The sequence below is a fragment of the Streptomyces sp. DH-12 genome, assembly GCF_002899455.1.
Lineage (GTDB): Bacteria > Actinomycetota > Actinomycetes > Streptomycetales > Streptomycetaceae > Streptomyces.
The window spans coordinates 2618479-2643155 of sequence record NZ_PPFB01000001.1 but is presented as its reverse complement, the minus strand read 5'-3'; the positions used below and the strand labels follow the sequence as shown (position 1 = coordinate 2643155).

The window sequence follows — 24677 nt, the reverse complement described above, 5'->3', positions numbered from 1 at the left end:
GCACCCCGTGCACCGCCGGACCCCGCGTCTCGGCATGGTCTGCCGGACCGGCCCTACCGCTCGCCGCCCGGCACCCACAGGATGTCGCCGGTCTCCTTGTTGGCGACGCGGGCCAGGATGAACAGCAGGTCCGACAGGCGGTTGAGGTAGGTCGCGGTGAGCGGGTTCATCGTCTCGCCGTGCGCCTCCAGGGCCGCCCACGTGGAACGCTCGGCCCGGCGCACCACCGTGCACGCCTGGTGCAGCAGGGCCGCGCCCGGCGTGCCGCCCGGCAGGATGAAGGACCGGAGCTTGTCCAACTGCCCGTTGAAGCGGTCGCAGTCCTCCTCCAGCCGGTCGATGTAGAACTGCTCGACCCGCAGCGGCGGGTGCTGCGGGTTCTCCGCCACCGGCGTCGACAGGTCGGCGCCCACGTCGAACAGGTCGTTCTGCACGCGGGTGAGGACCGCGGCCACCTCGTCCGGGAGCCCGCCCAGGGCGAGCGCCGTGCCGATCACCGCGTTCGCCTCGTTGGCGTCCGCGTAGGCGGAGATCCGCAGATCGGTCTTGGCGACCCGGCTCATGTCCCCGAGATGGGTGGTGCCCTTGTCGCCGGTCCGCGTGTAGATGCGTGTCAGGTTGACCATGAGGTCAGCCTAGTGACGCACCGGCGGCTTCAGGGCGCCCGTGTGCGCACTGTCACGGCGCGGGCGGCGGAGTGAGCAGCAGCACCATCAGGCCCTGGACGCGGGTGCCGTCCGCCGCCTCCCACGCCCCGGCGACGTGGCCCGCCGCCCCCGGCTCCGCCTGCGGGACGCCGTCCGGGGCGGGGTGCGGGGTGCGCAGCACGCGCAGCACCGTGCCGTCCGGCGCGGTGAGCTCGGTGTGCTCCTCGGTGTCCACGACCGTGGGGAACTCCGCCGGCACCGGTCCCTCGCCCGCCAGGGCGCGGGTCACCTCATGGTCCGGGGTGTCGCTCACGCTCTGTGCCTGCGGCTGGACGCGGCCCTCCACCAGCGCCGCCAACTCGGCGACGGCCACCGGGTCGTGACAGGCGTCGTAGATCCAGCGGCGGCCCAGCACACCGTGCTCGGCGGTGCCGAGAAGGGCCGCGTCCGCCCCGTCGAGCGGCGCGCCGCGGTAGGTGAGCGGCACCAGGTAGACGGCCGGGGCGTCGCCGGAGTCGTCCCGGACCACCATGAGCTCGATGCCGACCTCGCCCTTGGGGTCGTCGAGCCGGAAGCCGCCCGCCTTGCTCAGCCGCGGCCCGTGCGGACCGCCGTGGTACCAGGGCCGGGTGGGCAGCCAGTCGGCCAGCAGCTCCAGCTTGGCCGGCCGGAGGGTGGTGCGGTGGATCACGGACATGCCGGGTTCTCCTTCGACGGGCGGACACCGGGTCCCACCCTCGCACCGGCGGCGCCCCGGCGCGACGGCTTTCCGCCAGGCCCCGGCCCCCTCCGCCGTACGGGGCCCGGAGGCGGCGGGCGCACGTGACCTGACGGTCCGTCGGCTCCCGCCGCGTCTGCCGCCGGTGTGATGTCCGTCATGTGAGACGTGACGCGCGTTACTTACCGGTCACAGGGCCCCTCACGCCCGCTAATGTCCGCTCCTGGAGAACATGGACAGCGCGTATCAGGGGAGTCGCACAGTGGCACGCAAGCTCGCCGTCATCGGGGCCGGACTCATGGGGTCCGGTATCGCCCAGGTCTCCGCACAGGCGGGCTGGGACGTCGTCCTGCGCGACGTCACCGACGAGGCGCTGGCGCGGGGCACGGACGGGATCAAGGCGTCGTACGACAAGTTCGTCGCCAAGGGCAGGCTCGAGGCGCGGGACGCCGAGGCCGCCCTCGCCCGGATCACCACGACCACCGACCTCGACGCCTGCGCCGACGCGGACGTCGTGGTCGAGGCCGTGTTCGAGAAGCTCGAGGTCAAGCACGAGATCTTCCGCACGCTCGACAAGCTCGTGCGCGAGGACACCGTCCTCGCCTCCAACACCTCCGCCATCCCGATCACCAAGATCGCGGCCGTGACGGAGCGTCCCGAGCGGGTCGTCGGCACGCACTTCTTCTCGCCGGTGCCGATGATGCAGCTCTGCGAGCTGGTCCGCGGCCACAAGACCAGCGACGAAACCCTCGCCAAGGCGCGGGAGTTCGCCGAGTCGGTCGGCAAGACCTGCATCGTCGTCAACCGCGACGTGGCCGGCTTCGTCACCACCCGCCTCATCTGCGCCCTCGTCGTCGAGGCCGCCAAGCTGTACGAGTCGGGCGTGGCGAGCGCCGAGGACATCGACCTCGCCTGCAAGCTGGGCTTCGGCCACGCCATGGGCCCGCTGGCCACCGCCGACCTCACCGGCGTGGACATCCTGCTGCACGCCACCGACAACATCTACACCGAGTCCCAGGACGAGAAGTTCGCGGCTCCCGAGCTGATGCGCCGGATGGTTGACGCCGGTGACATCGGGCGCAAGAGCGGGCAGGGCTTCTACGAGCACTGAGACCGCGCACACCCCGGCGTGCATCACACGCCGGGGTGAATTCGGTATCGGTTCGCTCACAGCCGGCAACTTCCGCGGCCGTCACGCAGTCAGAGGGTGCGACACCGGCCGACAGGACACCGCGGAGCACACCACGCATCACGGGGAGCGCATATGCACATCAGGGGCGACCACGCCGAGCTGGTCGTCGGGGGCCGCCTCGACGTCCGCAGCGCGGCGGACGCCCGTACGGTCCTTCACTCGGCCGTCGACGACGGAGTCGGCGACCTGGTGCTGGACCTGTCCGAACTGGACTCCTGGGACGCCACCGGACTCGGGGTGATCATGGGGGCCCACCGGCGGGCCGGCCGCTGCGGCCGGCGCCTGGTGCTGCGCGACGTACCGCCGCAGATGCAGCGCCTCCTGGTGGCCACCCGGCTGCACCGCATCCTGGCGATCGAGGGGGGCATCGGGGTGGACACGCTGCCCCGCGTGTAAGGGCGTACGGGTGCACGACGGACGAGCGGGAGAAGCCGGGCCCACGCCCGCGAACCCCGCGCCGCGCGCACAATCCTCACGAGACCGTGACCACTCGGACGCCCCGGCACCCCGGGCTGTCGTGGATACTGACCGAAGGTTTAGGGTTCGGCTGCCCGCTGCCTTGAAACCCTCGAGCGGGCCCGGACCAGAAGCGACAGCGCGGTGTGCAGCGAGGCCGGCGAGGGCTTCAGCCACGACGCTTTTGGGGGCTAGGACCTATGGACCCGAACCACACGGGACCCGAGGAGTACGGCCACGGCGGCGACGCGCCGCGCCCGCGCCCTCCCAGGGAATCCCTCACCTCCGACTTCGGACAGCACACGCCCGTGCCCGCCCGCACGGTGCGACTCGTCTCCGGCGACTTCCTGCTGACCGTCAACCCCGTCGACGGCAGCGAGATCGAGCCCTGCCCGCCCGCCGAGCGGCCCGGCCGGCCCGCGAAGCTCACCGAGGCCGAGCGCGCCGAGGTGGAACGCGCCGCCGCCCCGCCCGTCCCTCCGGGTCCGGAGCGGCCCGCGCTGCCGCTGCTGGCCCGCCAGAACGAGCGGGAGCACCTGGTGCGGCTGCTCGCCCGCGGCCGCTCCGTGCGCCTGGTCGGGCCCGGAGGCTCCGGCCGCACCCGGCTGCTCGACGTCGTCGCCGAGGACTGCGCCGACCTCGCCCCCGACGGCGTCGTCCGCCTCACCGGCCACCGCCGCTCCGCCGACGACCTCCTGCACGACCTCTTCCACGCCGTTCACGACGCGCCCCTGCACCGCCCCGACCGGGACGAACTGCTCGACCGGGTCCGCGAGATCGGCGCCGTCGTCGTCCTGGACGACCTGGAGTTCGGCGGGGCCGCCCTCGACGAGCTGCTGGACGCCACCCCCGAGTGCGCCTTCCTGTTCGCCGTCACCCCGGACGTGGCCGCCCCCTCCGCCGACGCCGGCGTCGAGGACGTCGAGCTGTCCGGCCTCGACCGCGCGGCCGGCCTCGACCTGCTCGGGCACGCCGTCGGCCGGAGCCTCACCGACGAGGAGGCCACCTGGGCGGGCGACCTGTGGTTCGAGTCCGAGGGCCTGCCGCTGCGCTTCGTCCAGGCCGGCGCCCTGCTCCGGCAGCGCGACCGGCTCCGGGCCGGCACCGGCGCCGTCGACGAGTTCGGCGTCTTCGAGGAGGTACGGCCCGACGAGGCGCCCTACGACCCCGCCGACGGCGACGAGGTACCGCTGCCCTCCCTCGGCGAGGCCGCCGCGCCCGCCCCGCTGCTCGCCTCCCGGCTCAGCGCCTCCGCCCGCGCCACCCTGGAGTTCGCCGTCGCGCTCGGCGGCGAGGTGCCCCACCAGGCGCACCTGCCCGCCCTGGTGGGCGACACCCACGCCGACGCCGCCCTCGGGGAACTGGTCGCCTGCGGCCTCGTCTCCCCGGTCGGCGCCCGCTACCGGCTCGCCGCCGGCGTCCCCGCCCAGCTGGAGGCCGCCGGCTACGCCGACGACGCCGGCACCCGGATCCGCGAGGCCGCGCAGCACTACGCCTGGTGGACCGGACACCCCTCGGTGACCCCGGAACGCGTCTGCGCCGAGTCCGACGCGGTCCTCGCCGCGCTCACCGCCCTGACGCCCCTCGGCCCCGCCGACGAGCCGAGCACCGCCGTGCAGCTCGCCCGCACCGCCGCGCCCGCTTTCGCCTCGGGACTCCACTGGAGCGCCTGGGAGCGGGCGCTGCGGGCCGGCGCGGAGGCCGCCCGCATCGCCGGTGACGTGGGCGAACAGGCCTACTTCCACCACGAGCTGGGCATCCACGCGCTGTGCGCCGGACAGCTCGACCGGGCGCGCGCCGAGCTGGAGGCGTCCATCGGCCTGCGCGGCGTCCTCGCCGACAAGCGCGGCACGGTCGCGGGCCGCAGGGCCCTGGCCCTCGTCGCCGACCGCTCCGGCGTGCCGCTCGCGCTCGCGCCGACCGTGGCCGAGGAGGTGCCCGCGGCGCACGTCGAGGAGCCGGCGTCCCCGCCCCGCGGGGCGCCGATGGCCTTCCCCGACCTCCAGCCCCCGGCCGACACCGGTCTGTTCGTCTCCCACGCGGTACCGGCCGCGGCGGCCCCGCGGCCGGCCGAGGAGCGCGTCGCCGGCGGCCTCAAGGGCCTGGCCCGGCGCAACCTGGTCGCGGCGGGCGCGGGCGCCCTGCTCGTCGCCGTCCTGGGCACCGTGGTCACCCTCGGCGCGACGTCGGGCAGCGAGGCCGAGACGCCCTCGGAGAACATCGGGGTGAACCCCTCCGCGAGCCAGGGCGTCGACGACGGGAGCCTCGATGCGGATCCGGCGTCGGGCGACCAGGACGACACCGGGAAAGCCCCCGCCCGTCCCTCCGACCTCGGCCCGGACGGCACGCCCGGCACCGCGGACGACCCGACGCCGACAGCCACCGGGTTCGACGAGCCGTCGGACGAGGGCACCGGCAGCACGGAGCCGGACGAGCCGACGAAGTCGGCGTCGCCGAGCACCGAGCCGTCCACCTCGCCGGACCCCGGCCCGTCCGACCCGGAGGAGCCGCCCACGGACCCGGAGGAGCCGCCCACGGATCCCGAGGAGCCGCCCACGGACCCCGAAGAGCCCCCCACGGACACCCCCACCACGACGCCGGGGGAGCCGTCCACCAGCGTCTCCGCCAGCGACACGGCCTCCTCTGCCCCCGTCGAGGCCTCCACGAGCACCGACCCGGGCGCCCCCGGCGACGCCGAGCCGCTCATCTGACCCGTCGCACACGCCAGGGGGCCGGGATCCGCGCGGATCCCGGCCCCCTGGCGTGTGCCGTCGCGGCCCGTCGCTCAGAACAGGCGCAGCTTGTCGTCCTCGATGCCTCGCAGCGCGTCGTAGTCGAGGATCTGGCAGCCGATGCCCCGGTCGGTGGCGAGCACCCGGGCCTGCGGCTTGATCTCCTGGGCGGCGAAGATGCCGCGCACCGGCGCGAGGTGCGGGTCGCGGTTGAGCAGTTCCAGGTAGCGGGTGAGCTGCTCCACGCCGTCGATCTCGCCGCGCCGCTTGATCTCCACCGCGACGGTCCGCCCCTCGGCGTCCCGGCACAGGATGTCGACCGGTCCGATCGCGGTCATGTACTCACGGCGGATCAGGGTGTAGCCCTCGCCGAGGGTCTCGATGCGGTCGGCGAGCAGCTCCTGGAGGTGTGCTTCCACGCCGTCCTTGATCAGGCCGGGATCGACGCCCAGTTCGTGCGACGAGTCGTGGAGGATCTCCTCCATCGTGATGATGAGCTTCTCGCCCGCCTTGTTGACGACGGTCCAGACGCCCTCCTCTTCGCCGGTGCCCTCCTTCAGGGTGCACGGCGGCGACATCCAGTTGAGGGGCTTGTAGGCCCGGTCGTCGGCATGGATCGAGACGCTGCCGTCCGCCTTGACCAGGATCAGACGAGGTGCGGACGGCAGGTGCGCGGTGAGCCGCCCGGCGTAGTCCACGGAGCAGCGGGCAATGACGAGACGCATGGTCGGCAACGCTACTCGACCGGCCGGGGTGGACGCGATCCGCCCTCACAGGGGCCCCTCGGGACCCGTGGGGCGCGTCCTGTATCTCCTGGAAAACGCGTGTTCCGCGATGGCCGATTACCGGCCCACAGGAAGTTCCGCATCCGCCCGTTCTCCTGGTGCGGTCACCGCCCGTTGCTTACGGTATTCAACGGGAGGTCGCGATCTGTGTACGCAGCGTGCCGTTCTCGCGCACTCCCTTATCTGTCAGGCAACCCCCGAGTGTTGGGGGTGCGAGAGGAGAACCCATGTCGCTCGACGTCTCACCGGCCCTACTCGAACAGGCCGAGCGAGGCGAGGTCGACGAAGCTGCCTTCGTCGACTGCGTCCGGACCTCCCTGCCCTACGCGTGGGAGATGATCAGCTCCCTGGTGGCCCAGCTGAAGGTGGACGGCGGAGCCTTCGCCGACAACCAGACGCCCCCGCCGGACGAGCAGGCACGCGGTCAGCTGCTGCGTGCGCTCGCGAGTGACGCGATACGCGGTGCGCTGCAACGGCACTTCGGTGTGCGGCTGGCCTTCCAGAACTGCCACCGGGTGGCCGTGTTCCCGCTTGACTCCTCGGTCGACGAGACGCTCGCCCGCTTCACCTCGGTGCGCGGCCAACTGCTCAACCAGTCGCCGGAACTGCGCGACTGCTGACGCTCCATCGATGGCTTGCCGCTCCGTACGCGGGAGGTGCAGTCTGTACCGGGGCGGCAAGCATCCCTGGAACGTCCCTGCCGGTCAGGTGAGTTGGGGGAGCACCTCGGCCCCGAGCCGCCGTACGTTCTCCTCCGTCGCGGCCAGGTCGCCGGAGCCCTCGACGAGCAGCGCGAAGCGGGAGATGCCGGTCCGCTCGCTGGTCGCGGCGAGCCGGTCGGCGCACAGCCGCGGGGTGCCCACCGGGTGCAGCCCGCACAGCAGCTCGGTGTAGGCCAGCGGGTCGCGCATCCGGCGCTCGCGGCCGTCCACCGTCACATGCGCCTCCAGCCCCTGTTTCAGCCAGCCGGGCATCGTCTTCAGCAGGGTCTCCGCCGCGTCCGAGCGCCGGTCCGCGATCTGGCAGACCCCGGCCGACACATGGGCCGCGCCGTCGATCTCCGCGGACGGCCGGCCGCCGGCGCGCGCGTGGCGCCGCCACAGGGCGACCATCTCGGCCTTCTCCTCGTCGCCGACGTGCATGCCGAGCAGCATCGGCAGCCCGCGCTCGGCGGCCAGCCGTACGCTCGCGGGGGAGGTGCACGCGACCACGACCTCCGGGCCCTCGGTCTCGGTGAGCGCCTCCGAGGGCCGGGGGACGACGGGCACCTCGCGGAACCGGTACCGCTCGCCGTCGGCGCCCACGGACGGCTCGCGCAGCCAGCGCAGCAGCAGGTCGAGCGCCTCCGGGAACCCCTTCTCGTACGCCTCCAGGCCGGACCCGAAGACCTCCAGGTCCACCCACGGGCCGCCGCGGCCGAGGCCCAGCGAGAACCGCCCGCCGCTGGCGATGTGCAGCAGCGCGGCCTGTTCGCCGAGCGCGACCGGGTGGGCGGTGGGCAGCACGCTGACCGCCGTGCCGACGCGCAGCCGCCGGGTGCGGCCGAGCAGCATCGCCGCCAGGGTGACGGCGGACGGGCAGGTGCCGTAGGGCACGAAGTGGTGCTCGGCCAGCCAGGCCGTGTCGAGCCCCGCCTCCTCGGCCGCTTCGACCGAGCGGACCGCGCGGTGCAGCGCCTCCCCTTCGCCCTGCCCGGGGAACTGGGCGGCCAACACGAAACTTCCAACGCGCATTGCTCTTCCTGCTTCCTTGGCTCCGACGCGGAGCTCCCCCGCAGGGCATAACCCCCCGACACGTGCCGAGGACACGGGCGGTCGAGCGGGTTTGCGGATTGTCTGCAGAATGGGCCGCTCACGAGGGGTCGTCCCGTGCCGCGGAGCGACGTGTGGCGCTCGGCGCCGTACGCGTGCCCCGGCCCGTGCCGCGTAGGCTGGACGCGGTACGCGCATCCTGTATAGCCCCGTGAGGTGTCCTGTGTCCCCGCGTCGCAACCGACCCAAGGGAGCCGGTTCTTCCGGCCGGAGCGCCGAGGACGACCGCTCCGGGCGCTACGGCGGCTGGCAGTCCACGGAGCCCTGGCGAGGCGAGGACTGGAGCGTGCGGCACGTGGCGGGCAGCAGCGCCCGCGGCAAGTCCTACCGGTGCCCGGGCTGCGACCAGCTGATCCCGGACGGGGTGCCGCACGTGGTGGCCTGGCCCGAGCACGCGGGCGCCGACGACCGCCGGCACTGGCACACCTCCTGCTGGAACGCGAAGGACCGCCGCACCACGCGGGTGCAGCGGTCCCGTAACGCGCCGAGGTTCTGAGCGGCCCTCCGCGTCGCTAGACGTCCCGCTTCCGCAGCAGGGCGAACGCCGCGGCGAGCGCGGCCGCCGTGACGGCCAGCATGATCCACAGCGGGTCCCAGCCGGACGGGCCGGACTGCGACAGGGAGTTGGCGTAGAAGATGCTCATCTGGTTCGGGATGGAGTACTCGAACAGCGCCTGCTGCACGTCCCTCAGCGATTCGGAGAACATGAACAGCGCGATCACCAGCGGGGCCAGCACCGCGGCGATCATGATGGTGATGGCGCCCGCCGAGTGCCGCACGACCGATCCGACCGCCAGCGACAGGGTGCCGAGCAGCGCCAGGTAGAGCGAGACGCCGAGCGTGCCCTTCAGCCACTCCTCGCCGGTGGGCTCCGCGGCGTTGTACTCCTCCAGCAGCGACACGTGCAGCAGGCCGACGAGCGTGGCGCACACCAGGGTCGTGACGAAGGCGACCAGGAAGAACACCACGGCCTTCGCCGCGAGCACCCGGCCGCGGCTGGGGCAGGCGACCATCGTCGTGCGGATCATGCCGGTGCCGTACTCGGAGGCGGTGGTCAGCACGCCGAGCGTGATGAGGCACATGGAGCCCAGCAGCAGTCCGAAGAAGCCCAGCGACAGCGGGCTCTCGCCGCCCAGGTCCGGGTCGGCGTTCATGATCAGCGCGCCGGTGAGCAGACCGATGCCGACCACGAGCGCGACGAACACGCCCAGCGTCCACAGGGTCGAGCGCACCGACTTGAGCTTCGTCCACTCGGAGGCGAGCGCGTGCCCGAGGTGGGCGCGCACCACCGGGATGGGCGAGGTGTAGGTGGGGTACGCCGGGCCGGGGGCGGAGGGTGCGGCGCCGGGTGCTGCCTGCCACTCGGGTGCGGCGCTCTGCGGCATCGGGGGCTGGGGCGTGCTCATCGGGCTTCCTCGGACTTCGTCGGCTCGGCGGTGGGGGCGGACGGGGGTGCGGCAGCCGCGGCCGGGGGAGCGGCCGGCGGGGCGCTCTGCGGCGCCTGCGGAGGCTGCGCGTACGGGTTCGGGGCGCCCGGAGCGGACCCGGGGGACGCGGGAGCTCCGTAGGGGCCCGCGGGGGCGGCCTGCGGCGGGGCGAAGGGCTGCCCGCCCTGCTGGGGCGGCGGCGGGGCGTACCAGCCGGGCTGGCCCTGGCCCGGCACCGGAACCGGCGGCTGCGCGCCCGGCGGCAGCGGCTGCTGCAGCCCTTCCTTCTGGTCGGTGGTCGAGCGGTAGTCGACGGCGCCCTGCGTCATCCGCATGTACGCCTCCTCCAGGGAGGCCTGGTGCGGCGACAGCTCCCACAGCCGTACCTCGTGCTCGTGGGCGATGTCGCTGATCCGGGGCAGCGGCAGTCCCGTCACCCGCAGCGCGCCGTCCTGCTCGGGCAGCACATGGCCGCCGGCCTCGGTGATCGCCGCGGACAGCTTCTCGCGCTGCTGGGGCTCCGTGTCCGGCGTGCGCACCCGGGCGAAGTCGGCGGAGTTGGCGGAGATGAAGTCCTTCACGCTCATGTCCGCCATGAGCCGGCCGCGGCCGATCACGATGAGGTGGTCGGCGGTCAGCGCCATCTCGCTCATCAGGTGGGAGGAGACGAACACCGTGCGGCCCTCGGCGGCCAGCGACTTCATCAGGTTGCGCACCCAGAGGATGCCCTCGGGGTCGAGCCCGTTGACCGGCTCGTCGAACAGCAGCACCTGCGGGTCGCCCAGCAGCGCGGCGGCGATGCCCAGGCGCTGCCCCATGCCGAGGGAGAAGCCCTTGGAGCGCCGGCGGGCCACCTCGTGCAGGCCCACCACGCCCAGCACCTCGTCCACCCGGCGGGCCGGGATGCCCGACAGCTGGGCCAGGCTGAGCAGGTGGTTGCGGGCGGACCGGCCGCCGTGCACCGCCTTGGCGTCCAGCAGCGCGCCGACCTGACGGGGGGCGTTGGGCAGCTTGCCGTAGGGGTGGCCGCAGATCGTGACCCGGCCCGCCGTGGGGTTGTCCAGACCGAGGATCATCCGCATCGTCGTCGACTTGCCCGAGCCGTTGGGGCCCAGGAAACCCGTGACGGCGCCGGGACGCACCTGGAAGGAAAGGTCGTACACAGCGGTCTTGTCGCCGTACCGCTTGGTCAGGCCGACTGCCTCGATCATGCTCCGCACCCATCGAAAGGTTCAGGACAGCGGGGCACACGCCCCCCGTAAGGGTTAGGAGCTTATCGGGGCGCTGACGGTTCCGCCCAAGGGCGCGTCAGGGACGGACCGGAACGGATCCGGTCCGGTCGCTCACTGCGCGTCACGCCGCTTCAGCAGCACGTACCCGCCGATGACCGCCGCGATCACCCACAGCGCCATGATGCCCAGGCCGCCCCAGGGGCCGTACGGGGTGTCGTCGTCCACCGGGGTGACCACCTGCATGATCCTGCTGCCCGCCTGGTCGGGCAGGAACCGGCCGACCTTCTCGGTGGCGCTGACGTTGCCGAGGATGTTGGAGATCAGGAAGAAGAACGGCATCAGGACGCCCAGCGACAGCATGGGGGAGCGCAGCATCGCGGCGACGCCCATGGAGAACAGCGCGATCAGCGTCATGTACAGCCCGCCGCCGATCACCGCGCGCAGCACCCCCTCGTCGCCGATGGACGCCTTGAGGTCACCGAGCATCAGCTGGCCCAGGAAGAAGGTGGCGAAGCTGGTGGCCATGCCGACCACGAACGCCAGCGCGGTGGCCACGGCGAGCTTGCTGAACAGGAAGACGCCGCGCCTGGGCACGGCGGCCAGCGAGGCGCGGATCATCCCGGTGCTGTACTCGTTCGACACCACCAGCACACCGAACACGATCATTGCGAGCTGGCCCAGGCTGGTCCCGGCGAAGCTGATGAACGTCGGGTCGAAGGCGAGTCTCTCCCGCTCGCCGAGGTCGTCGAACTCGTTCCTCGCCAGCGCGGAGATCAGCATGCCGAGGGCGACGGTGACGATCACCGCGGTCGACAGCGTCCACACGGTGGACGCCACCGACCGGATTTTGGTCCACTCCGACCGTACGACCTGTGCCGTCGTCATGCTCGGCCCTTCCTCCAGCTCTCGCCCCACTGCTGCGGCGGCAGCGGCGCGCCGGTGTGCGCGTGGTACTCCACCGACTCCGCCGTCAACTGCATGAAGGCATCCTCCAGGGAGGCCTGCTGCGGGCTCAGTTCGTGCAGCACCACACCGTTGCGGGCGGCCAGCTCGCCGATCCGCCCGGCGGGCGTCCCGTCCACCTCCAGCGTCCCGTCCGCGCCGTCCACCGCGGTGACGCCGCCTTGGTGCAGCGCGTCCAGCAGCGCCTCCCGCTGCGGGGTGCGCACCCGGACGTAGGAGCGGGAGTTGCGCTCGATGAACTGGGCCATCGAGGTGTCGGCGAGCAGCCGGCCCTGCCCGATGACGACGAGGTGGTCCGCGGTCAGGGCCATCTCGCTCATCAGGTGGGAGGAGACGAACACCGTGCGGCCCTGCTCGGCCAGCGACTTCATCAGCGTGCGGATCCAGTGGATGCCCTCGGGGTCGAGGCCGTTGACCGGCTCGTCGAACATCAGGATCCGCGGGTCGCCGAGCAGCGCGGCGGCGATGCCGAGCCGCTGCCCCATGCCGAGCGAGAACCCCTTGGCCTTCTTCCGCGCCACCGCCGTCAGGCCGACGGTGTCCAGCACCTCGCCCACCCGCCGCTCGGGGATGCCGTTGCTCTGCGCGAGCCACAGCAGGTGGTGGTAGGCGCTGCGCCCCGGGTGCACCCCCTTGGCCTCCAGCAGTGCCCCGATGTCCGTGAGCGGGTCCTGGAGCCGGTCGTAGGAGGTGCCGTCGATGCGCACATCACCGGCCGTCGGGTGGTCGAGCCCCAGGATCATCCGCATGGTGGTCGACTTGCCGGCGCCGTTCGGGCCGAGGAAGCCCGTGACGATGCCCGGCCGGACGGTGAAGGTCAGGTTGTCCACCGCCACCTTCTCGCCGTACCGCTTGGTCAGCCCCTCCAGCTCGATCATGCGGCCACGCTAGAACGGGACGAAGCCCTCTGCCACCGCAGTGGCAGAGGGCTTCGCCGTGGTCCGGTCGCCCGTCCGGGTGTTACCGGGACTGCTGGGCCGGGACGCCCCGGGAGACCGGCTCGTCGTCGGTGGCGGGCGAGCCGGTGGCGGCGACCGCGGCACCCGTGAGGGTCGCCAGCATCTCGCGGACGTTGGTCAGCTGGGCGTTGATGGAGTCGCGGCGGTTGGTCAGCGCGGCGAGCTCACGCTCGGACTCCGAACGGATCCGGTCGGCCTTGGCGTTGGCGTCGGCCACGATGTCCTCGGCCTGGCGCTGGGCGGTCTCCACCGTCTGGCGGGCCCGGCGCTCGGCGTCGGTGCGCAGCTTCTCGGCCTCCAGACGGAGCTGCTCCGCACGGTGCTCGATCTCCGCGAGGCGCTTCTCGGCCTTGGCCTGACGCGAGGCCAGGTCGCGCTCGGACTGCTCGCGGCGCTTCGCCAGGTTCGTCTCGAAGTCCGCGGCGGCCTGCGCGGCCTTGGCGCGGGTCTCCTCGAAGAGGGCGTCCGCCTCCTCGCGCTTGGACTGGGCGTCCCTCTGCGCCTCGGAGCGCAGCTGGGCGGCCTCGCTCTGGGCCTTCTCGACGATCCGGACGCCCTCGTCCTCCGCCTTCGCCTTGCGCTCGGCGGCGTACGCCTCGGCGTCGTTGCGCACCTGCTGGGCGGCCGACTCGGCGAGCTCGCGGTGCTGCTCCGCGGCGCGCCGGGCCTCCTCGCGCAGCTCCTTGGCCTCCTCCTCGGCGAGGCGGAGGATCTTCTCCACACGCGCGCCGAGACCCGCGTACGACGGCTCGGCGTCGTTGATCTGGGCCTGGGCGTTCTGCGTCTCGAGGTGGAGCTCTTCGATGCGCTTTTCCAGAGCGGTGATGCGGGCGAGAGCGCTGTCACGGTCGGAGACGAGCTTGGAGATACGTTCGTCCACCTGAGCGCGGTCGTATCCACGCCGCACAAGCTCGAAGCCGTAGGGGGAAGTGTCGCTCATGGGGTTCCTGTCGAATGAGACCGGTGAGGTGATAGGGGGAATCCTAGGGGCCGAAGCGCTGAGTCATCGAGCGGATGCACGTTTGATACGTAAGATGACACCCCTTTTGAGTGGCACGCCGCCGGAAGCCTTGCCAAACCCATGGTCAAAGCCCCCACTCTACACGGGATTTCGCCCGATTTCGCTAGCTGTCGGCTGACTTGCCACCCGTACGGGCAGCACCTGCCGCGGCCCCCGCCTTGACGCCGTTGTCCTTGCCGCCCGCCGGGGCTTCGAAGGACTCCAGGGCTTCCAGGACGTCCTGGACGCGCGAGATCTCCGCGTTGATGTCCTCGCGGCGCCGGACGAGGACCTCCAGCTCGCGCTTGCCCTCCTCGACGGTGCGCCGTGCCTCGCGCACCGCCTCGGCCTTCAGCTCCTCGGCCTCCTTCACGAGCGTGGCCTTCTTCTGCTCCGCCTCCTTCAGAAGACCCTCGGCCTTCTTCACGGCGGCGATCCGTACCTTGCCCGCCTCGGAGTTGGCCTCGGAGACGATCTCCTTCGCCTTGGCCTCCGCCTTCGCCAGCTGCTCCTCCGCGGCCTTGACCAGCGCGTCGCAGCGGTCACCGGCGGACTTCATGGTGTCCGCCGCCTCGCGCCGGGCCCGCTCGTGCAGCTCCTCGATCTCGCTGGTGAGGCGGTCACGCAGCTCCTCGGCGCGCTCCCGGATCTGCGTCGCGTCCCGGCGCGCGCCGATCAGCAGCTCGTCGGCGTCCGCACGGGCCTTCTCCACCAGCGAGTTGCCCTCGATCCGCGCCTCGGCCACCAGCCGCTCGGCCTCGCTGCGCGCCGCGCCCACCATGGTGTCCGCCTGCGACTCGGCGTCGGCCTTCGTCTTCAGCGCCTGCTGCTGCGCCTCGGTGAGCAGCTTGTCCGCCTCGGCGGCGGTCTCCGTGATGAGCGTGTCGACCTGCTCGGCCGCCTCCGAACGCCGCTTGTTGGCCTCCTTGCGGGCCTCGTCCAGCGTCCGCTCGGCCTCCTCGCGCGCACCGGACACCAGCCGCTCCGCCTCCGACTCCGCGTCGGACTTGACCCGCTCGGCCTCCCGCCGGATCCGCTCCGCGTGCTGCTGCGCCGACCCCACCGTCTCCGCGGCCTCGGCACGCAGCCGCTCCGCGTCGCCGGTGGCGTCCGCGATCAGCTTCTCCGCCTTGGCGGCCGACTCCGACCGCACCCGCTCGGCCTCGGCGACCGTCTCGGTGCGCAGCCGGTCGGTCTCCGCGACGGTCTCCTCGGTGAGCCGCTCCGCCTCGCCGCGCGCCTCGGTGATGAGCGTGTCCGCCTGCCTCGCCGCGTCCGAACGGATCCGGTTGGCGTCCTCACGGGCCTCCGCCCGGGTGCGCGCCGCGACCTGCTCGGCCTCGGCGACCGCGTCGGACGCCTCGGTGCGCAGCCGCTGCGCGTGCTCGGAGACCTCGGAGCGGATCCGGTCCGCCTCCGTGATCGCCTCCGACACCGTGCGCTCCGCGAGGGACTTGGCCTCCTCGGCCTCCTCCTGCGCCTCGCGCCGCAGCCGGCCCGCGTCCTCGCCGGCCCGCTCCCGCTCCGCGTAGGCGTCGGCGCGGACCCGGTCCGCCTCCTCCTCGGCCTCCGCGCGGGTGCGCTCCGCCGCGTGCTCGGCGGCGCTGCGCAGCCCGGCGATCTCCTCCTGCGCCTGCTCGTGCAGCCCCGCGACGGAGTCCCGCACCTGCTGGGCGTGGAGCTCGGCCGCCGACACCATCTCCGTGGCCCGCCGGTCCGCCTCCTCGACCAGCCGTACGGCCTCGGCCTGCGCCTCCTCCACGCGGGTGCGCGCCGCCGACAGCAGCTCCTCGCTCTGCTCGCGGGCCCGCTCGCGCTCCTGGTCGGCCTCCTCACGAGCCGCGCCGAGCAGCTCCTCCGCCTCCCGGCGCCGCCGGGCCGCCTCCTCCTGCGCGGCGGCCAGCGTCTCGGAGGCCTCCGTGCCGATCCGCTCGGCGGCCGCCTGGGCCTCCGCGCGCATCCGGTCCGCGCTGTCCTGCGCCTCGGACTTGAGCCGCTCCGCCTCGGCCGCGGCCTCCGACCGCAGCCGCACGGCGACGGCCTCGCCCTCCGCCCGGGACGCCGACGCGTCCGCCGCGGCCTCGGTGCGCAGCCGCTCGGCCTCCTGCTCGGCCTGCTGCTGGAGCGTGCGGATCCGCTCGGCGGCCTCGGTGCGCAGCCGTTCGGCCTCCTCGGTCGCCTCGCGGCGGATCCGGTCGGCCTCCTCGCGCGCGTCGCTCAGCGCCTGCTCGGCCGCGGCGAGCCGCTCCTCGGCGTCGGCGTGCAGCCGGGTCAGCTCCTCGGCGGCCTCCGCGCGACGGGTCTCGACGGCCCGCTCGGTCTCCTCGCGCAGCTCGCGCGCGGCCCGCTCGGCGTCCTCCTTGAGCGCGTCGGCCTGCTCCACGGCCTCCGCACGGTGCCGCTCGGCCTCCTTGCGGGTGCGCTCCAGGGTCTCCTCGGCCTGCCGGCGCAGCGTCGTGGCGCGCTCGATGGCCTCCGTGCGGACCTTCTCGCTGTCCGTCTGCGCGGTGGAGCGCAGCTCGTCGGCGTCCGCCTTGGCCTTGGCGAGCAGCTCCTCGGCGGACTTGGCCGCCTCCTCGATCTGCGCCACGGCCTCCTTGCGGGCCTCCGCGCGGATCTTCTCGCCCTCGGCGACCGCGTCGGCACGCAGCTGCTCGGCCTCGCCGCGCAGCCGGCGTGCCTCCTCCTGCAGCTCGACCGTCTTGGCGCGGTACTCCTTGGTGTCGTCCTTCGCCGCGCCCTTGAGCTGCTCGGCGATGTCGTGCGCCTCCGCGCGCAGCCGGTCCGCCTCGGCCTCGGCCTCCCGGCGGATCCGCTCCGCCTCCTCGGCCGCGGCGCGCGTGGTCCGCTTGGCCTCCTCGGAGGCCTTGTTGAGCACGTCCTCGGCGGTCTTGGCCGCCTTGGACAGCTGGGTGGCGGACTCCTCCGCGGTGAGCGCGCGGGCCTTCTCCACGGCCTCCGCGACGATCTTCTCGGCCTCCGCGCGGGCGTCGGCGACCAGCTGCTCGGCGTCCGCCTTGGTGGCCTCCGCCTCCTTGGTCGCCTCGCCGACCAGCCGCGCCACCTGCTCCTTGGCGGTGCGCGTGCGCGTCTCGTTGGCGGCCTCGGCGGAGGCGAGCGCCTTGGCGGCGGCCTCCTTCGCCTCGGCGAGGACCTTCTCGGCCTCGGAGCGCGCCTCGCGCAGCGCGGTCTCCGCCTCGGCGATCCGCTCCTCGGCGGCCCGGCTCAGCTCCTGCGCCCGGCGGCGTGCCGACTCCGACTCGGTGGCCGTGGAGGTGCGCAGCCGCTCGGCGTGCTCGGTGGCCTCCTGCGCCTGCGTGGAGGCGGCGTTCAGCAGCCGCTCGGCGTCCGCGCGGGCGCGGCGCAGCAGCTGCTCGGCCTCGCTGCGGGCCGCCTCCGCCTCGCTCTGCAGCCGGCGGCGGGCCTCGGAGGTCAGCCGCTCGGCCTCCTCGCGCGCGGCGGCCAGGGCCTGTTCCCGCTCGGCGCGGGTCTCCTCCATCAGGCGGCGGGCCTGCTCCTCGGTGCGGGCCCGCAGCTGCTCCGCCCACGCCACGTTCTCGTTGACGTGCGACTCGACGGTCCGGCGGCGCTCCGCCAGCTCCTGGTCGAGCTGCTGGCGCCGGGTCACCGCCTCCTGGTGCAGCTCCGCCTGGAGACGGGCGGCCTGCTCGGCGTGCTCCTGGAGGATGCGCTGGGTCTGGGCGCGGGCCTGGCTCAGCTCCCGCTCGGCGTCCGCGCGGATCTGGTCGGCCTGCATCTGCGCGTTGCGGAGCAACTGCTCGGCCTGGTAGCCGATGTCGCCGCCGTCGTAGGCGGGCCGGGACATGATGGTGCGCCGCGCCTCGTGCAGCTTGGCGCGCAGCACCTCGACCTGGTAGCCGAGGTCCTCGGCGTGCTGGATCGCCTTTTCCCGCTCGGTCTTCAGCCGCTTCATCTCGGCTTCGAACCGAGAGAGGTGGTCGACGTCAGCCGCCGGCTCTCGCTCCTGGCTCTCGTAGCCCCGCACTGCGCGGTCCCATCCGTCCCCTGGTCGCAAGTCTGGCCGAGCCCCGTCCATCCCGAACGGAGCCCCCGGGGAATGGTGTCAGATCAACGGCGGAGCATGGGCTGCCGCCCCGCGCTCGCCCCCCGCCACCCGGACCCCGGCGATCCCGTCGCCGAACACGACGGGACTCGGTCACCACGCTTTCAGCGGCGACCAGACCCAACCCTACCGGCCCCTATGTACGTGGGTCAGTGCTCGGACGACTCAACGGGCGCGGAAGTGACCAGTTCTGTCAGTACGCCGTGGCAGTCCTTCGGGTGCAGGAAGGTGATCCGTGACCCCATGGAACCGCGCCGGGGCTCTTCGTACAGAACGCGTACGCCCTTCTCCTTGATGCCGGCCGCCTCCGCGTCGACGTCCGCCGTGCCGAAAGCGATGTGGTGGACGCCCTCGCCGTTCTTCGCGAGCCACTTGGCGACGGTGGAGTCCTCGCGGGTCGGCTCGAGGAGCTGCAGGTAGGAGGCCCCGCCGTCGGAGGTCTCGTTGATCTTGAGCATGGCCTCACGGACGCCCTGCTCCTCGTTGACCTCCGAGTGGAACACCTCGAAGCCGTAGGTGGAGCGGTAGAACTCCACGGTCTTGTCGAGGTCGAAGCAGGCGATCCCGATGTGGTCGATTCGCGTCAGCATGGAACCAGTGCAGCGCCCGCGCGACGGTTACGCAACGTGCGCGCGATCACACCGAAAGGCCGATGACGGGGTCCACCGCGCGTCAGTACATTCGAAGTAAACCCTCGTTCACTCCTCGGCTGTGCAGCCGGAAGGGGACCGCAGCTCATGACTTCCGCATCATCTGCAACATCCGCAACGAACGGCACGACATCCGTCATCGTCGCGGGCGCCCGCACCCCGATGGGTCGGCTGCTCGGTTCGCTGAAGTCGTTCTCCGGAGCCGACCTCGGCGGCTTCGCGATCAAGGCCGCCCTCGACCGTGCGGGGATCGGCGGCGACCAGGTCCAGTACGTGATCATGGGACAGGTGCTCCAGGCCGGGGCGGGGCAGATCCCGGCCCGCCAGGCCGCCGTGAAGGCCGGCATCCCGATGAACGTCCCGGCGCTCACCGTCAACAAGGTGTGCCTCTCCGGCCTCGACGCCATCGCGCTGGCCGACCAGCTCATCCGCGCGGGCGAGTTCGACGTGGTCGTGGCCGGCGGCCAGGAGTCCATGACCAACGCGCCGCACCTGCTGCCGAAGTCCCGCGAGGGCTACAAGTACGGCGCGGTGCAGATGCTCGACGCCATGGCGCACGACGGCCTGACCGACTCCTTCGAGGGCATCGCCATGGGCGAGTCCACGGAGAGGCACAACACCCGCCTCGGCATCGGCCGCGCCGAGCAGGACGAGATCGCCGCCCTGTCCCACCAGCGGGCCGCCGCCGCGCAGAAGAACGGCGTCTTCGAGGCCGAGATCACCCCGGTCGAGATCCCGCAGCGCAAGGGCGACCCGGTGCTCTTCAGCAAGGACGAGGGCATCCGCGGGGACACCACCGCCGAGTCCCTCGGCAAGCTGCGCCCGGCGTTCGCCAAGGACGGCACCATCACCGCCGGTTCGTCCTCGCAGATCTCCGACGGCGCCGCGGCCGTGGTCGTGATGAGCAAGGCCAAGGCGCAGGAGCTGGGCCTGGAGTGGATCGCCGAGATCGGCGCCCACGGCAACGTGGCCGGCCCCGACAACTCGCTCCAGTCGCAGCCGTCGAACGCCATCCTGCACGCCCTCAAGAAGGAGGGCCTGGAGGTCTCCGACCTCGACCTGATCGAGATCAACGAGGCCTTCGCGGCGGTCGCCGTGCAGTCAATGAAGGACCTGGGCGTTTCCGCCGAAAAGGTGAACGTCAACGGTGGCGCCATCGCACTCGGCCACCCGATCGGGATGTCCGGCGCCCGGCTGGTGCTGCACCTGGCGCTGGAACTGAAGCGGCGCGGCGGCGGTGTCGGCGCCGCGGCGCTGTGCGGTGGCGGCGGCCAGGGTGACGCGCTCATCGTGCGGGTACCCAAGGCCTGACCCGGTTGTTGCCGACTTTCCTCACGTGAACGGAGCTGTGATGCAGGACGTCTCCACTCTGGTGGCCCAGGCCAGAGAGGGCAGGCCACGGGCCGTGGCCCGTTTGATCTCCCTGGTGGAGGGGGCGTCACCGCAGCTCAGGGAGGTCATGGCGGCCCTCGCGCCGCTCACCGGCAACGCCTACGTGGTCGGCCTCACCGGGTCCCCCGGCGTCGGCAAGTCGACGTCCACCTCGGCGCTGGTGACCGCGTACCGCAAACAGGGCAAGCGGGTCGGCGTCCTGGCCGTCGACCCGTCCTCCCCCTTCTCCGGGGGCGCCCTGCTGGGTGACCGCGTCCGGATGTCGGAGCACGCCTCCGACCCGGGCGTCTACATCCGTTCCATGGCCACCCGCGGCCACCTGGGCGGCCTCGCCTGGGCCGCGCCGCAGGCCATCCGCGTCCTGGACGCGGCCGGCTGCGACGTGGTCCTGGTCGAGACGGTGGGCGTCGGCCAGTCGGAGGTGGAGATCGCCTCCCAGGCCGACACCTCCGTGGTCCTGCTGGCCCCCGGCATGGGCGACGGCATCCAGGCCGCCAAGGCCGGAATCCTGGAGATCGGCGACGTCTACGTCGTCAACAAGGCCGACCGCGACGGCGCCGACGCCACCGCCCGCGAGCTGAACCACATGCTGGGCCTCGGCGAGTCCCGCGGCCCCGGCGACTGGCGCCCCCCGATCGTGAAGACGGTCGCCGCCCGCCAGGAAGGCGTCGACGAGGTCGTCGAGGCGCTGGAGAAGCACCGCGCCTGGATGGAGGAGCGCGGCGTCCTCGCGGAACGCCGCCTGGCCCGCGCCGCCCGCGAGGTCGAGACCATCGCCGTCACCGCCCTCCGCGAACGCATCGGCGACCTCCACGGCGACCGCCGCCTCGGCGCACTCGCCGAGCGCATCATCGCGGGGGATCTTGATCCGTACCGGGCGGCGGACGAACTGGTCGAGGGGCTGACCGGCAGCTGACCGCCCCCCCCTTCCCGAGCCGGGGCTCGGCCCCGGACCCCGCTCCTCAAACGCCGGAAGGGCTGATTCCCAGTCCGTCCGGCGGTTGAGGACGAGGCGTGTCAGGGCCGGGGAGGCCGGGGCGCAGCCTCAGGGACCGTCAGTCGTCGTCGGAGTCGTCGCCGGAGTCGTCGCCGCGGTCGGCCGTGACGGACGCCGTCCCCGGATCGACGTTCCAGTCCCGCTCGTCCCCGCCGGAGGCGCGCGTCTCCGCCTCCCAGCCCCGGTCGTCGCCGTCGTCGTCCAGGTCGACGGAGACGACCGTGCCCTTGGACGCGGCGGCCTTCGCGGCCTGTTCGGCCGTCACCGTGGCGTTCTTCAGCGCGGCGCGCGCCTCCGCGGCGTCGTCCTCGTCGTCCTTCTGGGCGTCCAGCACCTTGCCGCTGTCCGGGTCGATCCTGACGCTGTGCCAGGTGTCACCCCTGCCGAGGACGTCGATCTCCCAGGAGCCGTCGTCCAGTTCGGCGGAGACCGCCGTGCCCGGAGTGTGCTTCAGCGCGGCGGCGATGGCCTCGGCGGCGGTCACCTCGCCGGGGGCGGCGGCACGGGCGGCGTCGTCGTCGCCGTCGTCGTCGCGGTCGTCGGAACCGCCCTCGGCGCGGTCGTCGCGGTCGTCGGAGCGGTCCTCACCGCGGTCGTCGCGCTCGTCCCTGTCGTCGTCCGTCCGCGTCACCGACGCCGTGTCGTCGTCCCCCGCGACCGCGAGGGCCGTCGCCGTGCCTCCGCCCACCAGAGCCGCGGCCGTGACGACGGCGATCACGATGTTGCGCTTCATGTGCGTTCCTCCCGAGTCGGTGTGCTTCGCGCTGTACGACATCAATGTCGCCGACCGACGCTGAGCGGAAGCTGAAGCAGCCTGAAGTGATCTTCAGCTTCCCTTTGCGACCCTGGACCGCATGCGCCCACCCGTCTCCCACCACCACCCTGAGGGAGGCGCTTCGCGCCGCCCCTTTCGACTCCTGATCGTCGAGGACGAAAAGCGCCTCGCCCTCTCCCTCGCCAGAGGCCTCACCGCCGAGGGGTACGCGGTCGACGTCGTGCACGACGGCCGGGAAGGGCTGGACCGGGCCACGACGGAACCGTACGACCTGGTGATCCTCGACATCATGCTGCCCGGCCTCAACGGCTACCGGGTGTGCGCCGCCCTGCGCGCCGCCGGGCACGAGGTGCCGATCCTGATGCTCACCGCCAAGGACGGCGAGTACGACGAGGCCGAGGGCCTGGACACCGGCGCCGACGACTACCTCACCAAGCCGTTCTCCTACGTGGTGCTCGTCGCCCGGGTGAAGGCGCTGCTGCGCCGCCGGAGGGCCGCGGGCGCGTCCCCGGTCCATGTGCACGGCGACCTGAAGGTGGACACCGCCGCCCGCCGGGTGTGGCTCGGCGACGACGAGACCGAGCTGACGGCCAAGGAGTTCTCGGTCCTCGAGCACCTGGTGCTGCGGGCCGGCGAGGTGGTGTCCAAGGCCGACATCCTCGAGCACGTCTGGGACTTCGCCTACGAGGGCGACCCCAACATCGTCGAGGTCTACGTCAGCGCCCTGCGCCGCAAACTGCGCGCGGACCTCATCCGCACGGTGCGCGGCGCCGGCTACCGGCTGGAGACGGCGCCGTGAGCCGGCTGTTCGGCTCGGTCCGTTCCCGGGCGACGCTCGGCGCCACGCTCGTCGTCGCCGTGGCCCTCGTCGCCGCCGGCACCGCCCTCCTGCTGTCCCTGCGCGCCAACCTGACCGGCGAGGCGGGCACCCGGGCGGAGCGCTCCGCGCAGGCCGTCGCCTCCGAACTGGCCGCCCGTACGCCCCTCGACAAGCTCTCCGGCCTCGACGCCGAGGACACCCCCGTGCAGATCACCGACGAGGACGGCGTCCTGCTCGCCGTCTCCGAGGACCTGGAGCGGATCACCGGGACGGGCACCGCCGAGGTGACACCCGCGCCGACCCGGCCCGGCGCGGACGACGACCGTGACGACGACGGCGACGACGACCGGGACGACGACGGCGGTGACGACGACTCCGGCCGCTCGGACGACGACGAGTCCCTCGCCCCCGGCGAGATCGCGCAGAGGGCGAGCTTCACCAACGGCACCGCCACCATCGACGGCGACACCGAGGACTACCGCTTCGCCGCCGTGGAGGTGGAGACCCCCGACCGGGGCCGCCTCACCGTCCACGCGGGTTCCCCGCTGGCCGCCGAGCACAGCGCCGTGGGCACCGCGCTGACCTCCATGCTCATCGGCTTCCCGCTGCTGCTCGGCGTCGTCGCCTCGGTGACCTGGCTGGTCACCGGGCGGGCCCTGCGCCCGGTCGAGGGCATCCGACGGGAGATGGCCGCGATCACCGCCTCCGAGGACCTGGGCCGCCGGGTCCCCGAACCGGCGACGCACGACGAGATCGCCCGGCTCGCCCGGACCACCAACGCCACGCTCGCCGCCCTGGAGACCTCCGTGGAGCGGCAGCGCAGGTTCGTCGCCGACGCCTCGCACGAGCTGCGCAGCCCCATCGCCTCCCTGCGCACCCAGCTGGAGGTCGCGGCCGCCCACCCCGGACTGCTCGATCTGGACGGCGCCGTCGAGGACACCGTGCGGCTGCAGAACCTCGCCGCCGACCTGCTGCTGCTCGCCCGGCTGGACGCGGGGGAGCGGCCCGCCGACACCCGGGTGGACCTGGCCGCGCTGGCCCGCGAGGAGGCCGCGGGGCGCGAGGGCGTCACGGTGGAGGCGGAGCCCGTCGAGGTCTCCGGGTCGCGCGGTCAGCTCGGGCGGGTGCTCGCCAACCTGCTGGACAACGCGGAGCGGCACGCCCGCGAGCGGATCACGGTGACCGTGCGCCGGGAGGGCGGCTGGGCCGTGGTGGGCGTCGCCGACGACGGCGAGGGTGTGGCCGAGGCGGACCGCGAACGGATCTTCGAGCGGTTCGTACGGCTGGACGCGGCGCGCAGCCGGGACGACGGCGGGGCCGGGCTGGGCCTGGCCATCGCGCGGGACGTGGCCGTACGGCACGGCGGCACGCTCACCGCGGGCGCGGCGCCGGCGGGCGGAGCCCTCTTCGCGCTCCGCCTGCCGCTCGCCGGCGCGGACCGGGGGACGCCCCCGCAGTAGGGGACGTCAGGGGGACGTCAGAGGCGTCCCCGCTGCCCCCGCAGGTGCTCCGCGATGGGCTTGAGGGCCTTGTCGAGCTCGATCAGCGCCTCGGAGGGGAGCAGGTCGATGAAGTGCCGGCGCACCGACGCCACGTGGTGCGGGGCGACCTTCTGCATCGTCTCCATGCCGTGGTCGGTGAGGACGGCGTAGAGTCCGCGGCGGTCGGACTCGCAGTTCTCCCGGCGGACCAGGTGGGCGTTCTCCATCCGGGTGATCTGGTGGGAGAGGCGGCTCTTGGACTGCATCGTGGCGGAGGCGAGGTCGCTCATCCGCATCCGCCGGTCCTCCGATTCGGACAGGTTCACCAGGATCTCGTAGTCGTTCATTGTCAGGCCGAACGGCTGCAGATCCTTCTCGAGCTGGTAGGTCAGCAGCTTGTTGACCTCCAGGTGGGTGCGCCAGGCGCACTGCTCCGTATGGGTCAGCCAGCGGGTGGCCGTCTCGGTCTCCATGAATGAAGTCTACCTAAGGAAGTTGAAAGGCGAACTAATAGGGCTTCCGGGTGACGCCACGTGCAGGCGTTCGATGTCACCCC

22 protein-coding genes are annotated in these 24677 nt (G+C 73.0%); 9 read left to right on the top strand and 13 right to left on the bottom strand.

Features of this window, described 5'->3' with window-relative positions; all coding sequences use genetic code 11:
• Positions 1-53: 53 nt before the first annotated feature.
• Together C1708_RS10435 and C1708_RS10430 are read right to left on the bottom strand one after the other, a co-directional pair.
• Positions 54-626, bottom strand: a complete 573-nt coding sequence (locus C1708_RS10435) for a cob(I)yrinic acid a,c-diamide adenosyltransferase (protein WP_106412407.1) — start codon at positions 624-626, stop codon at positions 54-56.
• 52 nt (positions 627-678) lie between these two features.
• Positions 679-1344: a maltokinase N-terminal cap-like domain-containing protein gene (locus tag C1708_RS10430; RefSeq protein ID WP_106412406.1), complete on the bottom strand. Its 666-nt coding sequence runs from the start codon at positions 1342-1344 to the stop codon at positions 679-681.
• Positions 1345-1627: 283 nt separating this feature from the next.
• Between C1708_RS10430 and C1708_RS10425 the strand changes: the two genes are divergently transcribed.
• The 3 genes from C1708_RS10425 to C1708_RS10415 all read left to right on the top strand — a co-directional run bounded on the left by C1708_RS10425 (position 1628) and on the right by C1708_RS10415 (position 5724).
• Complete coding sequence (locus C1708_RS10425) at positions 1628-2476, top strand: 3-hydroxyacyl-CoA dehydrogenase family protein (protein ID WP_106412405.1); 849 nt, start codon at positions 1628-1630, stop codon at positions 2474-2476.
• A gap of 153 nt (positions 2477-2629) precedes the next feature.
• Positions 2630-2953, top strand: coding sequence for an STAS domain-containing protein (locus C1708_RS10420; RefSeq protein WP_019524073.1), 324 nt, complete (start codon positions 2630-2632; stop codon positions 2951-2953).
• A gap of 260 nt (positions 2954-3213) precedes the next feature.
• Positions 3214-5724, top strand: a complete 2511-nt coding sequence (locus C1708_RS10415) for an ATP-binding protein (protein WP_106412404.1) — start codon at positions 3214-3216, stop codon at positions 5722-5724.
• A gap of 74 nt (positions 5725-5798) precedes the next feature.
• Here the strand turns inward: C1708_RS10415 and nucS are convergent, their stop codons facing one another.
• Positions 5799-6470 (bottom strand): endonuclease NucS, encoded by a 672-nt coding sequence (gene nucS / locus C1708_RS10410; protein WP_106412403.1) that lies wholly within the window; start codon positions 6468-6470, stop codon positions 5799-5801.
• A 287-nt stretch (positions 6471-6757) separates the two neighbouring features.
• On the opposite strand from nucS, the gene C1708_RS10405 reads away from it, so the two are divergent.
• Positions 6758-7150 (top strand): SCO5389 family protein, encoded by a 393-nt coding sequence (locus tag C1708_RS10405; RefSeq protein ID WP_106412402.1) that lies wholly within the window; start codon positions 6758-6760, stop codon positions 7148-7150.
• Positions 7151-7234: 84 nt separating this feature from the next.
• Here C1708_RS10405 and C1708_RS10400 read toward each other — a convergent pair whose 3' ends face one another.
• Complete coding sequence (locus C1708_RS10400; protein WP_106412401.1) at positions 7235-8263, bottom strand: LLM class flavin-dependent oxidoreductase; 1029 nt, start codon at positions 8261-8263, stop codon at positions 7235-7237.
• A gap of 241 nt (positions 8264-8504) precedes the next feature.
• On the opposite strand from C1708_RS10400, the gene C1708_RS10395 reads away from it, so the two are divergent.
• Entirely contained in the window at positions 8505-8837 is a 333-nt protein-coding gene (locus C1708_RS10395) for an Rv1322 family protein (protein WP_106412400.1), read from the top strand.
• A gap of 16 nt (positions 8838-8853) precedes the next feature.
• On the opposite strand, the gene C1708_RS10390 is transcribed toward C1708_RS10395, so the two are convergent.
• The 7 genes from C1708_RS10390 to mce form a co-directional block, all read right to left on the bottom strand.
• The gene (locus tag C1708_RS10390) at positions 8854-9747 is read right to left on the bottom strand and encodes a DUF2705 family protein (RefSeq protein WP_106412399.1); all 894 of its coding nucleotides are present in this window, start codon (positions 9745-9747) and stop codon (positions 8854-8856) included.
• A complete protein-coding gene (locus tag C1708_RS10385; protein ID WP_106412398.1) occupies positions 9744-10979 on the bottom strand; it encodes an ABC transporter ATP-binding protein in 1236 nt (411 codons plus the stop codon). The genes C1708_RS10390 and C1708_RS10385 overlap by 4 nt, the downstream gene beginning before the upstream one ends.
• A gap of 132 nt (positions 10980-11111) precedes the next feature.
• Complete coding sequence (locus tag C1708_RS10380) at positions 11112-11885, bottom strand: ABC transporter permease (RefSeq protein ID WP_106412397.1); 774 nt, start codon at positions 11883-11885, stop codon at positions 11112-11114.
• Positions 11882-12841, bottom strand: a complete 960-nt coding sequence (locus tag C1708_RS10375; protein ID WP_106412396.1) for an ABC transporter ATP-binding protein — start codon at positions 12839-12841, stop codon at positions 11882-11884. The genes C1708_RS10380 and C1708_RS10375 overlap by 4 nt, the downstream gene beginning before the upstream one ends.
• An 82-nt stretch (positions 12842-12923) precedes the next feature.
• Positions 12924-13862: a coiled-coil domain-containing protein gene (locus C1708_RS10370; RefSeq protein ID WP_106412395.1), complete on the bottom strand. Its 939-nt coding sequence runs from the start codon at positions 13860-13862 to the stop codon at positions 12924-12926.
• 184 nt (positions 13863-14046) lie between these two features.
• Entirely contained in the window at positions 14047-17928 is a 3882-nt protein-coding gene (scy, locus tag C1708_RS10365; RefSeq protein ID WP_106412394.1) for a polarized growth protein Scy, read from the bottom strand.
• 227 nt (positions 17929-18155) lie between these two features.
• On the bottom strand, positions 18156-18596 hold the full coding sequence (gene mce / locus C1708_RS10360) for a methylmalonyl-CoA epimerase (RefSeq protein WP_033275497.1): 441 nt from the start codon (positions 18594-18596) through the stop codon (positions 18156-18158).
• Between the two features lie 147 nt (positions 18597-18743).
• Here mce and C1708_RS10355 point away from each other — a divergent pair, with 147 nt between their 5' ends.
• Together C1708_RS10355 and meaB are read left to right on the top strand one after the other, a co-directional pair.
• Positions 18744-19967, top strand: coding sequence for an acetyl-CoA C-acetyltransferase (locus C1708_RS10355; RefSeq protein WP_106412393.1), 1224 nt, complete (start codon positions 18744-18746; stop codon positions 19965-19967).
• A gap of 40 nt (positions 19968-20007) precedes the next feature.
• On the top strand, positions 20008-20964 hold the full coding sequence (gene meaB, locus C1708_RS10350) for a methylmalonyl Co-A mutase-associated GTPase MeaB (RefSeq protein ID WP_106412392.1): 957 nt from the start codon (positions 20008-20010) through the stop codon (positions 20962-20964).
• A 139-nt stretch (positions 20965-21103) separates the two neighbouring features.
• Here meaB and C1708_RS10345 read toward each other — a convergent pair whose 3' ends face one another.
• Positions 21104-21778, bottom strand: coding sequence for a PepSY domain-containing protein (locus C1708_RS10345; protein WP_106412391.1), 675 nt, complete (start codon positions 21776-21778; stop codon positions 21104-21106).
• 121 nt (positions 21779-21899) lie between these two features.
• Between C1708_RS10345 and C1708_RS10340 the strand changes: the two genes are divergently transcribed.
• Both C1708_RS10340 and C1708_RS10335 read left to right on the top strand, forming a co-directional pair.
• The gene (locus tag C1708_RS10340) at positions 21900-22619 is read left to right on the top strand and encodes a response regulator transcription factor (RefSeq protein ID WP_106412390.1); all 720 of its coding nucleotides are present in this window, start codon (positions 21900-21902) and stop codon (positions 22617-22619) included.
• Positions 22616-24100 carry a sensor histidine kinase gene (locus tag C1708_RS10335; RefSeq protein ID WP_106412389.1) on the top strand — a complete coding sequence of 495 codons (1485 nt, stop codon included), beginning with the start codon at positions 22616-22618 and terminating at the stop codon, positions 24098-24100. The genes C1708_RS10340 and C1708_RS10335 overlap by 4 nt, the downstream gene beginning before the upstream one ends.
• 17 nt (positions 24101-24117) lie before the next feature.
• Here C1708_RS10335 and C1708_RS10330 read toward each other — a convergent pair whose 3' ends face one another.
• Positions 24118-24594, bottom strand: a complete 477-nt coding sequence (locus C1708_RS10330) for a MarR family winged helix-turn-helix transcriptional regulator (RefSeq protein WP_106412388.1) — start codon at positions 24592-24594, stop codon at positions 24118-24120.
• Positions 24595-24677: the final 83 nt, after the last annotated feature.

Bases quoted from the DNA above. Each gene is read 5' to 3' on its own strand.
- C1708_RS10355 (WP_106412393.1), top strand. From the start codon at position 18,744: ATGACTTCCGCATCATCTGCAACATCCGCAACGAACGGCACGACATCC.
- C1708_RS10390 (WP_106412399.1), bottom strand. From the start codon at position 9,747: ATGAGCACGCCCCAGCCCCCGATGCCGCAGAGCGCCGCACCCGAGTGG.
- C1708_RS10345 (WP_106412391.1), bottom strand. From the start codon at position 21,778: ATGAAGCGCAACATCGTGATCGCCGTCGTCACGGCCGCGGCTCTGGTG.
- C1708_RS10420 (WP_019524073.1), top strand. From the start codon at position 2,630: ATGCACATCAGGGGCGACCACGCCGAGCTGGTCGTCGGGGGCCGCCTC.
- C1708_RS10380 (WP_106412397.1), bottom strand. From the start codon at position 11,885: ATGACGACGGCACAGGTCGTACGGTCGGAGTGGACCAAAATCCGGTCG.
- C1708_RS10330 (WP_106412388.1), bottom strand. From the start codon at position 24,594: ATGGAGACCGAGACGGCCACCCGCTGGCTGACCCATACGGAGCAGTGC.
- C1708_RS10435 (WP_106412407.1), bottom strand. From the start codon at position 626: ATGGTCAACCTGACACGCATCTACACGCGGACCGGCGACAAGGGCACC.
- mce (WP_033275497.1), bottom strand. From the start codon at position 18,596: ATGCTGACGCGAATCGACCACATCGGGATCGCCTGCTTCGACCTCGAC.
- C1708_RS10340 (WP_106412390.1), top strand. From the start codon at position 21,900: ATGCGCCCACCCGTCTCCCACCACCACCCTGAGGGAGGCGCTTCGCGC.
- meaB (WP_106412392.1), top strand. From the start codon at position 20,008: ATGCAGGACGTCTCCACTCTGGTGGCCCAGGCCAGAGAGGGCAGGCCA.
- C1708_RS10375 (WP_106412396.1), bottom strand. From the start codon at position 12,841: ATGATCGAGCTGGAGGGGCTGACCAAGCGGTACGGCGAGAAGGTGGCG.
- C1708_RS10405 (WP_106412402.1), top strand. From the start codon at position 6,758: ATGTCGCTCGACGTCTCACCGGCCCTACTCGAACAGGCCGAGCGAGGC.
- C1708_RS10430 (WP_106412406.1), bottom strand. From the start codon at position 1,344: ATGTCCGTGATCCACCGCACCACCCTCCGGCCGGCCAAGCTGGAGCTG.
- C1708_RS10415 (WP_106412404.1), top strand. From the start codon at position 3,214: ATGGACCCGAACCACACGGGACCCGAGGAGTACGGCCACGGCGGCGAC.
- C1708_RS10385 (WP_106412398.1), bottom strand. From the start codon at position 10,979: ATGATCGAGGCAGTCGGCCTGACCAAGCGGTACGGCGACAAGACCGCT.
- C1708_RS10400 (WP_106412401.1), bottom strand. From the start codon at position 8,263: ATGCGCGTTGGAAGTTTCGTGTTGGCCGCCCAGTTCCCCGGGCAGGGC.
- C1708_RS10370 (WP_106412395.1), bottom strand. From the start codon at position 13,862: ATGAGCGACACTTCCCCCTACGGCTTCGAGCTTGTGCGGCGTGGATAC.
- nucS (WP_106412403.1), bottom strand. From the start codon at position 6,470: ATGCGTCTCGTCATTGCCCGCTGCTCCGTGGACTACGCCGGGCGGCTC.